This window comes from Moryella indoligenes, from assembly GCF_030812885.1.
Lineage (GTDB): Bacteria > Bacillota > Clostridia > Lachnospirales > Lachnospiraceae > Moryella > Moryella indoligenes.
The window spans coordinates 211,402-223,841 of the sequence record NZ_JAUSTO010000002.1 but is presented as its reverse complement, the minus strand read 5'-3'; the positions used below and the strand labels follow the sequence as shown (position 1 = coordinate 223,841).

Annotated in this window: 11 protein-coding genes and 2 pseudogenes; 4 read left to right on the top strand and 9 right to left on the bottom strand. The window is 40.5% G+C overall.

Annotation, left to right across the window (positions count from 1 at the left end; genetic code table 11):
- Nucleotides 1-13 precede the first annotated feature (13 nt).
- The 8 genes and pseudogenes from J2S20_RS02600 to J2S20_RS02565 form a co-directional block, all read right to left on the bottom strand.
- Nucleotides 14-883 (bottom strand): VirB6/TrbL-like conjugal transfer protein, CD1112 family, encoded by an 870-nt coding sequence (locus tag J2S20_RS02600; protein WP_307252908.1) that lies wholly within the window; start codon nt 881-883, stop codon nt 14-16.
- Between the two features lie 20 nt (nt 884-903).
- Nucleotides 904-1,065: a Maff2 family mobile element protein gene (locus tag J2S20_RS12305; RefSeq protein ID WP_307252905.1), complete on the bottom strand. Its 162-nt coding sequence runs from the start codon at nt 1,063-1,065 to the stop codon at nt 904-906.
- A gap of 21 nt (nt 1,066-1,086) precedes the next feature.
- On the bottom strand, nt 1,087-2,688 hold the full coding sequence (locus tag J2S20_RS02590) for a recombinase family protein (protein ID WP_307252902.1): 1,602 nt from the start codon (nt 2,686-2,688) through the stop codon (nt 1,087-1,089).
- 96 nt (nt 2,689-2,784) lie between these two features.
- Nucleotides 2,785-3,753, bottom strand: a pseudogene (locus tag J2S20_RS02585) (type IV secretory system conjugative DNA transfer family protein); the annotation flags it as partial.
- Nucleotides 3,750-4,226: a PcfB family protein gene (locus J2S20_RS02580; protein WP_002569165.1), complete on the bottom strand. Its 477-nt coding sequence runs from the start codon at nt 4,224-4,226 to the stop codon at nt 3,750-3,752. The pseudogene J2S20_RS02585 and the gene J2S20_RS02580, both read right to left, overlap by 4 nt.
- 41 nt (nt 4,227-4,267) lie before the next feature.
- Nucleotides 4,268-4,489 (bottom strand): DUF5348 domain-containing protein, encoded by a 222-nt coding sequence (locus tag J2S20_RS02575; protein WP_002569164.1) that lies wholly within the window; start codon nt 4,487-4,489, stop codon nt 4,268-4,270.
- Nucleotides 4,490-4,520: 31 nt separating this feature from the next.
- A complete protein-coding gene (locus J2S20_RS02570) occupies nt 4,521-5,504 on the bottom strand; it encodes a DUF6017 domain-containing protein (RefSeq protein ID WP_008978068.1) in 984 nt (327 codons plus the stop codon).
- On the bottom strand, nt 5,462-5,680 hold the full coding sequence (locus J2S20_RS02565; protein WP_159751711.1) for a hypothetical protein: 219 nt from the start codon (nt 5,678-5,680) through the stop codon (nt 5,462-5,464). The genes J2S20_RS02570 and J2S20_RS02565 overlap by 43 nt, the downstream gene beginning before the upstream one ends.
- Before the next feature lie 124 nt (nt 5,681-5,804).
- Here J2S20_RS02565 and J2S20_RS02560 point away from each other — a divergent pair.
- Nucleotides 5,805-7,484: pseudogene (locus J2S20_RS02560) on the top strand (DUF4368 domain-containing protein); the annotation flags it as partial.
- 48 nt (nt 7,485-7,532) lie between these two features.
- On the opposite strand, the gene J2S20_RS02555 reads toward J2S20_RS02560, so the two are convergent.
- Nucleotides 7,533-8,504: a helix-turn-helix transcriptional regulator gene (locus J2S20_RS02555; protein WP_307252871.1), complete on the bottom strand. Its 972-nt coding sequence runs from the start codon at nt 8,502-8,504 to the stop codon at nt 7,533-7,535.
- A 216-nt stretch (nt 8,505-8,720) separates the two neighbouring features.
- On the opposite strand from J2S20_RS02555, the gene J2S20_RS02550 reads away from it, so the two are divergent.
- Genes J2S20_RS02550 through J2S20_RS02540 form a run of 3 tightly spaced genes read left to right on the top strand, consistent with a single transcriptional unit; the run spans nt 8,721 to nt 12,439 of the window.
- Nucleotides 8,721-10,487 (top strand): ABC transporter ATP-binding protein, encoded by a 1,767-nt coding sequence (locus J2S20_RS02550; protein ID WP_307252868.1) that lies wholly within the window; start codon nt 8,721-8,723, stop codon nt 10,485-10,487.
- The gene (locus tag J2S20_RS02545) at nt 10,480-12,228 is read left to right on the top strand and encodes an ABC transporter ATP-binding protein (RefSeq protein WP_002416392.1); all 1,749 of its coding nucleotides are present in this window, start codon (nt 10,480-10,482) and stop codon (nt 12,226-12,228) included. The genes J2S20_RS02550 and J2S20_RS02545 overlap by 8 nt, the downstream gene beginning before the upstream one ends.
- Nucleotides 12,215-12,439 carry a FeoA family protein gene (locus tag J2S20_RS02540; protein ID WP_094230341.1) on the top strand — a complete coding sequence of 75 codons (225 nt, stop codon included), beginning with the start codon at nt 12,215-12,217 and terminating at the stop codon, nt 12,437-12,439. Before J2S20_RS02545 ends, J2S20_RS02540 begins: the two co-directional genes overlap by 14 nt.
- Nucleotide 12,440: the final 1 nt, after the last annotated feature.

Genomic DNA, 12,440 nt, shown 5'->3' with positions numbered 1-12,440 from the left:
TTATCAAGCCTCCTTAATGCGCTCCGAACAGGCTCTTAGAGAGGCTGCCGGTCTTGAACAGGGCGAAGCACAGCAGGACCGTGTAGCCCATGCAGGCCCATATCGCGCCTGAGATATTTCCGTCCGTGGCGATACTCTGTACCAAAACAGAGTAGATTCCCACGCACACCATGATTAGAAATGCCTGGAACGCCAATGCAAACAGGGATTTCAAGTAGTTCTGCCCCGTATGGCTCCAATCCCGGTTCGTCATAGTGGCAAGTGGGATTGGCCCAACGGAAGTCGTCAAATACACCTCGATCATGCGGCCGTAGATGACAAGCATGATACAGATGGAAAGGGCGTTCATGGTAAGCCCCACAAAAAGGGACTGAAACCACAGCCCGAACAGTTCTCCCGTGCCCAGGGCGTCAAGCTGCGCCTCCATATCTGTGATGACGCTGCTGATATCAATGGAGGTATTCCCGATGATGACGCCTGCGCTACTGTTTACAACGCTTTGCCCCACATCGAAGATACCCATGACGATGTTCCATGTGTTCGTCACAATGAGAACGGCACAGAAGGTTTTGAAAATCCACTTGAAGAACATCCAGGTATCTACATCATGCAGATTGTTTTTCTCTGTCACAAGCTGGATCAGCTCATAACACATTACGAATGTCAGGATAACCCCGGCGATTGGAACGATCACCGTTTCAGAGAGGTTTCGGATCATAGAAAAGACGCCGCTGTTCCATGCCAGCGGCGTCTGTCCCACTTCACCGGCGATCTCGCCTACTTTGGTATTGACCGTATCGAACATGCCCGACAGGCTTCCCGTGATCCCCTCGATGAGCAGCCCTCGGAGCCATTCATCGAGTTTGTCGAGTATGCCGCCCATAAGCGATCACCGCCGGACGATCAACCGAACAGGCCGGAGAGCAGAGGTACAAGGGTGATGCCGATGAGGGCGACACCGCCGCCGGCCATCAACTGTTTCATACCCTGGCTTTTTGCTGATGTGTGATAAAGAAGTAGTAGAAGTGTAAAAAATTTTGCCGTTCCTATCCGGCGTTTGCGCATTGCGCCGGATAGGTCGGGCGGTCATTCGGGCAGGTCTACCTTGCCAACGAAAGAGTAATAAATATCAATGTCCTGTCTGCGTGTGCCGTTCTCGTCATAGCTGCACTCATGCACAACGATTTTCTCCACAAACTCACGCAAAAGGGTAGGGGTAAGTTCTTCAAAGCTGGTGTACTTGCGGACAACATTCATAAACTTTTCTGCGTTTACCGTGGCTTCCTGCGCTTTGGAAAGCTCTGCCCGGATAGCGGCGGCTCTCTCTTTCAGTTCTTTCTGCTCGGCTTCATAGTCTGCCGACAGCTCCGTGAAACGCTCGTCTGAAATGCGCCCGGTCACGCTGTCCTCATACAGCCGCTTGAAGATAGCGGATAACTCGCTGATACGCTTCTCGGCGGCTTCCAGCTCCTTTTTCCTTGCGGCGTTCCTGCGCTTGCCCCCGTCCTCGTTCTGCTCGATCAGCAGCTTCATAAACCGGGCTTCGTGCTTCGCTGCATAGCTGGTGACTTTCCGCAGATTGTCGGTCACTCCGGCGGTCAACAGGTCGGTGCGGATAAAGTGCGCCGTACAGTCACGGGTACGCTTCTTGTAGCTCCCGCAGATATAACAATCCTGCTTGCGGGTGGCGTTCTGGTAACGCTGCTGGTAAAGGACGCTGCCGCAGTCGGCACAAAAGAGTATGCCGGAGAATAAGCCCACTTCATCATAGCGGTTCGGGCGTTTGCGCTGCTTGCGTAACTCCTGCACACGCTCCCACATCTGGGTGTCAATGATAGGCTCATGGTGGTTCTCGAAAATCGCCTGTTTCTCAATGGGGTTCTCTACGCTGTGCTTGGTCTTGTAGGACGGCTTCTCCGTCTTGAAGTTTACCAGACAGCCCGTGTACTCCCTGTTTTCAAGGATATGTACCACGGTATTGGTCGCCCACTTGCACTCATAGCCGGGGTGGTAGCGGCGGGTGCTTCCCGTCCGACGGTATTCCAGCGTTCCCGGCGTGGGGATCTCCTGCTCTGTGAGCATACGGGCTATCTTGGTCGGCCCGTTCCCGGCAAGGCACAAGCTGTAAATCTGCCGCACAACAGGGGCGGCTTCCCCGTCAATGATAAAATTTTCGTCCTCGTCCATAAAGTAGCCGTATACGGGTTTGCTCGTGACGGGCTTCCCGCTCATACCCTTAGACCGTTTTACTGCTTTGATTTTCTTGCTCGTATCTCTCACCAGCCATTCGTTAAAAATGTTCCGCAGAGGGGCAAAATCATTGTCGCCCTGTGCGCTGTCCACTCCGTCATTGATAGCGATAAAGCGGACGCCTTTCTGTGGGAAAATCATTTCCGTATACATTCCCACTTGCAGATAGTTTCGCCCTAACCGTGACATATCCTTGACGATAACGGTGCCGACTTTTCCGGCTTCAATGTCCGCAAGCATGGCTTGAAAACCGGGTCTTTGGAACTGTGTCCCGCTTATTCCGTCATCTGTAAAATGGATGATGTTGGTTAAATTATTCTTACTTGCATATTCTTCAAGGATTTTCTTTTGATTAACGATTGAGTTACTTTCTCCTTCAAGTTCATCATCTCGACTTAATCTCTCATAGAGTGCTGTTATCTTTTCAAAATTCCTCACTTTTTCCTCCTTCCTCTTAATTTCTTAAATAAAAAAGAATTAAGAAGTACATATTTCACTAAAACAGTGATTAAGTGTTCTCCTTAATTCTATTACTCCCGCCGCAAGTTTGTATTTTTTGTACTGCTTGACTGCAAAATGCTCCGGGTCTTTTTCTTCCAGACGTTCAAACATGAGGTCAACCGGGTTCTGGAAGTCCTCGTCGTCCTCGCGGGCTTCCGACGCATTTATCATTTCAAGCAGCGTCGTGAAGTTCTTCTCGTCCTCCGGGGCTTCATACCAGATATAGCCGATTAGCGCGGTGTAGTAGAGCTTTTCCGCTTTCACCCAGAAATCCTCGCCGGATTTTTCCCCGTCGCCTTTGGTGTTGGCGATAATGGTATTGACTAACTTCAAAATGTCCTTTTCGCTCCGCAGATAGGCAAAGGGATTGTATTTCATGGATTTTTTGAAGTTAATCGTATTTAGCACTTTGATACGGTATTTGTACCGCTGTAACATTTTCCCGGTTTCCAAAATCAGTGTTCCTTTCGGGTCAGTGACGATATACGACGTTGGAAAATCCTTTGACGTACATTGCATGAGCGACGGTTTCACAAAGAACCGGGTCTTGCCGCTGCCGGAACCGCCGATTACAAGGATATTTTTGTTTCTTGCGTATTTCGGCTGCTTCGGGCGGCTGTTCATGGTAAGCCGTTCCGTCTGCGTTAGGGGGATATTGTTCTCAAATACCGGGTCGGTGTACGGCTTTATGTCGTCAGCCCCGCCCCAACGCGCCGAACCGTATTCTGTCCCGCGGCGGTATTTCTTCGCGTTCTTGCCTTTGGTGTAGATAATCAGCCGGACAATGACCGCCCCCGCAATGCCTAAAGCTAAGTCTGCCGGGTGGAAGCTCGGCGCGATACTGGAAAAGGCGGCGGTAAAACCGTCCCCAAGATGTAGCAGCTTTGCGCTCGCGTCCGCGCCGGGGGAGAGCCGGACAGCCGCGCCCACTTTATCAAAGAGCCAGACAAAGAGCAGATACGGGAGATTTAAGATAAGCAGCTTCTTGATTTCCGGCTTCATAGCGATACCTCCCTGTCTTTGTTCTTGACCTTTGCCCGTTCCGCGTTCTTGCCCTGTGCAGCTTCTTTGAGGGTAGAGAGCAGCTTTCGGATTGAGGGCTTTTTCTCCTGTGTCAGCTTTTTTGCGGAAAATTCCTTAAAGGCGGCGGTCAGCACGTCCGCGTCCCGCCCCTTGAAGAAAACCAGATAGCGGGGCGGGCTTTCCGTCGCGTCCTTTTTCAGCGCAAAGTCGATACCGTACTTTTTCGCCGTACTCTCAAAGGCTTTGATATTGCCCTCGGTAATCTCAATGTTGGAAACGCCCGCGTTCTGCTTCATAAGCTGCTTTAAGCTCTGCTTGCCCTGTGGCGGTTTTGCAAGCTGCTTTTTGCCCTTTGACAGTATGGCTTTCATTGCCTTTTGGAGCGTCTGCGCGGTCAGCTTCCCGGTCTTGATGTAAAGGGCTATGGTCTTTTCGTTTACTTCGTCCTGCAATTTGTCGCGTCCTCCTTTCGCGTTTCTTTATGGGGCGGCGGTCAGATACGCACCCGCAGCCCGTTCAAGTCCTCGGCTCTGATACCCACAAGATACCAGTTGTCGCCGTACTCAATCCGGGTCGGCTTCCACTTGCCCCGCACGAATACGTCAAAGCACTCGCCGCAATGCAAGCCCCCGTAGTAGCTGTTTAAGTCAAAGCGGATGTCGTAACGGTCGGTGCGCTCGTCAAATACCAATGCTCCTGTCATTTTCTGTGCCATAATAAAATCCTCCTTTTGTGGTTGTGGGTGGTTACAGGCTTTCGCCCTCGTTGCATGAATAATAGTCCGGGTCGCCGTACTGCGGCTTTTTCGGTGACAGTGCGCCGCTTGCCATGTCATGGGCGACAAGGGAAGTGTAATAATTGCCGATAGTGGACGGGGCGTTGAAAAGGGCTGCTTTCAGATATTGCTTGATGTTGCGGATTTTCGTTGTGTTCTCCCGCATACAGTCAAGCACAAAGCGGATATGCTCGCCGTCCAGTTTCATAAACTTAGATTTCACAAGCTCTGCCGGGTAGTCGTCCCCCGCAATCCGTACCCGCTTTCTGGCGGTGCATACGGTTTCAAGCATGAGGTCTACAATCTCGTCAAGCCTGTCACTGTCAAACTTCATGTCCTGTTTGAGAATGTCGTAGTCGATATTGTCCTTGATGATTTCCCGGTATATATCAACTGCGCTCTGTGCTGTCGCTTCCGTTCCTTTCCGTTCCGGCGGCGTAGCCGCTTCTCTGCAAGGAGAGGGGTTAGGGGAAAGGATAGGAATGGAATGGGTACTTTGTTCATCAGTAATTATTTTTTCTTTTTTTGGTAAGTCAGTTCTTTGTATATCTTTATTTAATTGCGTTGGATTTTCCAACGTAGGTTTTTCCAATGTTGGTTTTTCCTGTGTTGGATTATCCAATGTTGGATTTTCCAATGTTGGTAAATCCGGCGTAGGCGGCTGCGGCTGCTCGAATATCACATAGTCCGCGCCCCGCAAGCGTCCTTTCTCGTCGCGCTCCCTTGAACGGACGATATACCCGGCGCGTTCAAGCTCCTTAATGGCTTCGCGGATAGCGTCTATCTTCTCCCGGTTGATAAGGGATAAGCCTTTCAAGGTGTAGTCCCAATCTTCGGGGAGTGACAGCATTTGCGACAACAGCCCCTTTGCCTTTAGGGAAAGCTCCTTGTTGCGTAGGTGGTGGTTGCTCATTACGGTGTAGCCCTTGTTCCGTTCCACTCTGAAAACTGCCATAGTTCATAGCTCCTTTGCTTTGGATTTGTTACGCAGTAGAAGCGCGGTTTCGGGGAATAAGGTATAAATCCCTTGCCGCGCCAGATACACACCCGCAAAACCGCTTGTAGCAAGGCTTTTTCTGCCCCTACTGCGTAACAAAGGGCATGAAAAAAGCGGCGTTCCTGTTCTCCCATGTAGAGAGTAAGAAACGCCGCTTCTGCGTCGTATTCAGTTTTTAGTACAATACCCTGCTTGTCCGTCGCTCGAAAAACCTTGATTTTCCAGTGTTTTCAAAAGTATCGTTATCTAACGTCAGCTTTTGATAGACCAGGCTTTATGGAAATGATGAATGGAGTAAATACTGGAAATATCGGTTGTATCATCGTAAAGGATATGAGTAGACTCGGCAGAGATTATCTCAAAGTCGGTCAATGTATGGAGATATTAAGACAAAAGGGCGTAAGACTGATTGCTATCAATGACAATGTAGACAGCTTTTACAGAGAAGATGATTTTACCCCTTTTAGAAATATTATGAATGAATGGTATGCAAGAGATACTTCAAGAAAAATACAATCTACATTTAGATCAAAAGGAGAAAGCGGAAAGCATACGGCAAGCACTCCACCTTATGGCTACATCAAAGATGAAAAAGACAAAGATAAGTGGATTGTAGATGAAAAGGCAGCCGAGATAGTAAGACGAATATTTAATCTTACAATGGACGGAGCAGGACCATACAAAATAGCAAAGATACTGGAAGCAGATAAGATAGATATACCCGCTTATCATCAGCAAAAAATGGGATATGGATTACATCAAAGCAAAAACTTTGAATATCCTTATCGTTGGTGTAGTTCCACAATTGCCAGTATCTTAAAGAAAAAAGAATACTTAGGGCATACAGTTAACTTTAAAACAAGAAAACATTTCAAGGATAAGAAAAGTAAATATGTATCCGAAGATAAATGGCTCATCTTTGAAAATACTCACGAAGCAATCATAGACCAAGAAACCTTTGATAATGTGCAAAGGATAAGAGGAAATGTAAAAAGGTATCCTGATGGTTGGGGCGAATATCACCCACTAACAGGATTGATGTATTGTGCAGATTGCGGGAGCAAGATGTATGTTCATAGGACAAATAACTATAAGAATATTCCTTATTATGTTTGTAGTAATTATAAGAAAGTACCTTGCGGGACACTTTGTCCATCAGCTCATAGGATAAAAGCAGAAGTAGTCTTAAATCTTATCCAAGAAACATTAAAAGATATAAAAAATTATCTTGATGAAGATAATGAAGCATTTATTCATTCCATTCAAAATGAAATGGAAGAAAAGGAAAAGGCACATATAGAAAAGAAAAAGATAAGATTAACAGAAAGCCAAAACAGGCTTCAAGAGCTGGAACGATTGATGTGCAGAATTTATGAAGATATGATTTTAAATAAGATACCGAATAATCGCTATGAAATTTTAAATAACCAATATGAAACTGAGCAACTCGCGTTAAGTAAAGAGATTAAAGACTTAGAGCTTGTAATATCAAGATATGAAAAGGAAACAGATAAGGCAAGAAAATTCATATCCCTTATTAGTCGTTATGAAAACTTTGATAATCTCACAAACACAATGATAAATGAGTTTGTAAAGAAGATAATCATTCATGAAAGAGATAGGAAAGGCAGTCAAACATCAAAGCAAAAGATAGAAATATATTTTAACTTCATAGGAAATTATGAAGTGCCAAAAGAAGAGTTAAGCGAAGAAGAACGATCAAAACTTGAGGAAGAAGAACGAAAAATTAATGAGAGAAGAGACAGACTTCATCAAAATTATCTAAAGCGTAAAGCAAATGGAAAACAACAGGAGTATGAGGAAAGGTATAAGGAAAGGAGAGAACAGAAAAAACAGGAGAAGTTAAAGGTTTTGAAAAGGGCAGGTATACTGATGAAGGATTATAAAAACAAGGAATCATTTAAAGAGAGCGTGTAAAAATTACACGCTCTAAATTTATGTTTTATAATATTGGGATAAATTTCTTTAGTTAAGCATACTTCTATATTTACTTGGTGTGATACCATAAGTTGATTTGAATATTTTAGCAAAATGTCCTGTGTGTGTATAGCCAACTTTTTCTGCTATCGTAGATATTTTATACTCAGGATTTTTCAGCAATAATAATGCCTTATTAAGCCTTAGTTCTTTTAAGTACTCGTAGGGAGGAACACCGTAGTATTTGCGAAAAGCTAATTGAAATCGTGCAGGACTCATTAAAGCAATTTTAGAGAGTTCAAGTCCGTCAATATGAACCGATAAATCTTTTTTCATAGCTGATACAGCCCTTTTCAGATTTTGCTTATCTTTTTTAGTTAAGACAACGGATATATTTTTTTCCTTTTCTTCTAACTCTGTAATTATGATAGATAATAGTTCCATAACTTTGCTTTCCAAATATAAAGGCAAAATCTTTCCTTCAGCTTGGGATTCTCTTATCTGTTGAAATATAAAATTCAACTGCGGAGAATTTTGAGTTTTTAACAAATAAGAATTAAGAATCTTTGCTTTTTCATATTCAAAATCATCATATTTTAATTTTAAGAAAGTATCAAAGTATTCTTTGGTTATGATTATTTTCGTAAACTTTACAGGCTTATTTGCCTCACAATAGGTATAAGTTTTCTTTTCTGTATTTAAGTAACAATATATACCTTTTTCTACATTATTTAACTTTCTGCCACCGACTTTAAATGAACTGCTTTCTGTTTCAAATTGGCTAATCTCTAAATACTTTTCAGATACTTCGGTTATTTTCTCCATTGTTTCATTTGGAGTAAAGTTAGCAATTAAAATTAGAATTAAACGGCTGTCAAATTTTAGTATGCGAAAAGTACCTTTGCCAAAATGGGGATCTATTTTAAAGATTTGTTTGTTTTCAGTTGATAAAGTTGGAACAGGAATAAAAGGAGCGTCATGTACTAAGTTTGTTAAATAATCAATAACTGTTCTATCCATCAATTCTACTCACCTCTTTTAATATCACAAATTTATTTTATTATATCACAAATTTATAAAAATGTAAATAGAAATACTGATAAAAAGCTTATAAATAAAGGGATTACAAGGAATATCAAAATTCATAGTTAGATTTTGAGTTATAAAAAATTAGCTTTATAATGAATGTAGTTAGTTAGATACGGCTAACAATTATGAAAGGAGATGGAATAACTAATGGAAAAAAAGAAGACAGGAATATCTTATGTGTTTCAATTAGCAAAAGATGAGAGAAAAAAGCTACATTTAGGAATGTTTTTATCTGTCATTTCTGCGACTTTATCATTAGTTCCTTATTTTGTAGTTTACAAGATATTACTAATGATATTTCAGAAAAATATTTTGTATACAGAAATTTTAATGTGGGCAGGTATAGGAATTATAAGTGCTGTTTTGCAAGCAATACTAATGTCCTTTGCGGGCATTTTATCTCATACAGCAGCTTTTAACACAATACACAGAATTAAGCTGAAAGTTGTAAATCATATTTCAAAATTTAATTTGGGATTCTTCCAAGAGCATGCCCCCGGAGAAATTAAAACATTGTTGTTTGATGATGTAGATAGAGTTGAAAATTTTTTGGCTCATAGCACTTTGGAATTAGCTCAGGCAGCAGTTGTTCCGGTTATTATGTTCATTTTCATGTTGAAATTAAATTGGATGATGGCACTTGTTATGCTTATTCCTATGATTTTGGGATTAGGAATTCCTATGATGCTAATGAAAAATTATCCGGATATGTCAACGGAGCTATCCGAAGATATTGCTGATTTAAATGCTTCGGCAAACGAATTTATAAAGGCTATGCCTGTAATAAAAATGTATCATTTAACAGCAGAAAAATTTGAACAATATAGAAGCTCATTGAATGCGTATATTACTTGTTGGAAAAAGATGTGTATGAGCTCTTGCTATCCTTTATCAATAACTTTAGTGGTTTTGGATTCAGCAATCTTATTTACATTGCCGTTCGGAGGATATTTCTTTTTGAGAAATTCTTTATCAGCAACATCCTATTTGCTATTTATTATGCTTACAATGTGCTTTTTTGTTTCGTTCTTAAATATGGTAACAATCTTTATGCAATCTATGGAGCTTGGAAGCGGATTGGATAACATAAAAAAAATAATGGATATGGATGAATTGAAAGACGGAACAAAAATCATAAACAAGAATGAGTGTATGAAAATAGATTTTAAAGACGTTACTTTCAGTTATGACGATGAAGAAACAAAAAATAAAGCATTACAACATATAAATTTATCCTTAAAACCGAATACAATAAATGCTTTTGTGGGACCTTCCGGTGCAGGCAAGACAACTGCTGCACAATTGATTGGGAGGTACTGGGATGTAACAAGTGGAGCAATTAAAATTAACGACATACCGATCAATGAATTAAAAATAGATAATTTGATGGACATTACATCATTTGTTTTTCAAGATGTATTTCTTTTGGAGGACACTCTCTATGAGAATATTCGTATGGGAACAGATGCAGATGAAAATAAGATTATTGAGGCTGCAAAAGCAGCACAAATTCATGACTTTATTATGAGTTTACCGAATGGATATCAGACAAGAATCGGGGATCAAGGGGTGAAATTGTCAGGTGGACAGCAACAAAGAATCTCAATCGCTAGGGCAATACTCAAAGATTCTCCAATTATTATTTTTGATGAAGCAACTTCCTATTCAGATATAGAAAATGAGTACCAGATACAGTTAGCACTTCAAAACTTGTTGAAAAATAAAACAATCATTATGATTGCTCATCGTTTGCATACTATTAAGAATGCAGATCAAATTGTTGTATTTGATGAAGGGGAAGTCGTAGAGGTTGGAACACATAAAACTCTTTTAGAAAGAAAAGGGGTCTATGAAAGTATGTGGAACACATACATAAAAGATTACTTTGGAGAGGGGGTAAGTGCAAATGCTTAAGATTATTAGAACACTTCTGAAAGATAAAAAAGAAAAATTGTATTTACCGATTTTTCTAATGGTTATTGATTCGATAGGAAGCATTGTTTTGTATTTAATGCTCTATTTTACCGTTGTTAATATATTGCAAAATACATTAACTAAAACCTTAATCATAGAATATACGGTAATATGTTTCATCAGTATGATTGCAAGGATACTGATTTATAGGCATGCATACTATTTGAGCTTTTCAAGAGGAGCTGAAATGTGTGGAGATATGCGTTTGGATTTAGCAAATCATTATAGGAGTTTGAGCCTTGGTCATTTCCAAAAAAATAGTAGTGGTTATCTATTATCAACTCTTACAAAGGATTTGAGTAGTTTTGAACTGATCATAACGCACACTTTACCATCGGTTATTAAAACGGCAGTTACAGCAATATTGATTTTATTAGGCACATTTTTTATCGATTGGAAGCTCGCATTATTAGAGTGTTTAGTATTGCTTATCGCATATCCTATGTTGATATGGGGCAACAAATTGATAGAAAAATACGGGGCAAGAAAAAGAAATTTAAATTCTAAGATGATTTCTATTATTTTAGAGTACATTCAAGGTATGAAAGCGTTTAAGTCAGCTAATATGACAAGTGAACATTTTGAAAGAATGATAAATACACTTGAAAATGTTAGAAAGACAAGCGTAAACGCAGAAAAGAAAATGGCGTTACCTACAAGTATGTACTTTATCACAGTTAACTTTTTGCTTCCGATAGTTCTTCTTATAGGAGGATATTTGCTTATAAATGGTAGTGTTAGAACTGAACAGTTTGTGGCTTTTATGCTTATGAGTTTAGCATTATCTGCACTTCTTATTGCCTTTCAACATTCCTATGGACTATTGAAAGATTTGAAATTAGCTGCAAGTAATCTTGAGAAAGCTTATGAAACGAAGCCATTGCCTTATTCTGAAAATGAAGTTGAATTAGAAAATTTTGATATTCAATTTAAGAATGTAAATTTTTCTTATGATAGAAATAAAACGATTCTGAACAATATTTCTTTTGAAGCAAAAGAAGGAACTTCTACAGCTTTAATTGGTCCTTCCGGTGGAGGAAAAACTACAATCGCTAATTTGATTGCAAGATTTTGGGATGTAAATAGTGGAGAAATTATAATTGGTGGAAAAAATATAAAATCCATAAAACCTGATGTGTTGCTTAAATATGTTAGTCAGGTTTTTCAAGATAATGTACTGTTAACCGATACTGTTTATAACAATATCAGGGTTGGAAAACCTAATGCAACAAAGGAAGAAGTTTATCAAGCTGCAAAATTAGCTTGTTGCCATGAATTTATTTTGAAAATGAAGGATGGATATGAAACGGAAATAAAAGATGGAGGAAGTACATTATCCGGCGGTGAACGACAAAGGATTGCTATTGCAAGAGCGATTCTGAAGGATGCACCAATTCTTTTGTTGGATGAATCTACAGCTTCTCTTGATCCTGATAATGAAGCTAAAATCAATAATGCTTTGGAGCATTTAATGCAAGGAAAGACAGTTTTTGTTATTGCCCACAGATTGAATACCATTAAAAACGCTAATCAAATTATTTTGATAAATAACGGAAGAATTGAAGAACAAGGAAATCATAATGAACTCTATGGAAAAAAAGGACATTACTATGAAATGGTAAATACACAGGAAAGAGCGAAAAAGTGGATGATAAAGGAGAATAGTTATGGAGAGGCTTAGTACTTTGAGAGAAAAGACAAAAGGTAAAGTTGTTGAAATTATTGGTGATACACATTTTCAAAGCAGAATAATATCTATCGGAATAACTGTCGGAAGCGATGTTGAAGTTATCCAGAATTATAAAAAGCAACCTATTCTCATTTATTGCAGAGATACGATGATAGCTGTCAATAAGATAGAGGCAGAGAAAATAATGATGGAGGTACTTTGAG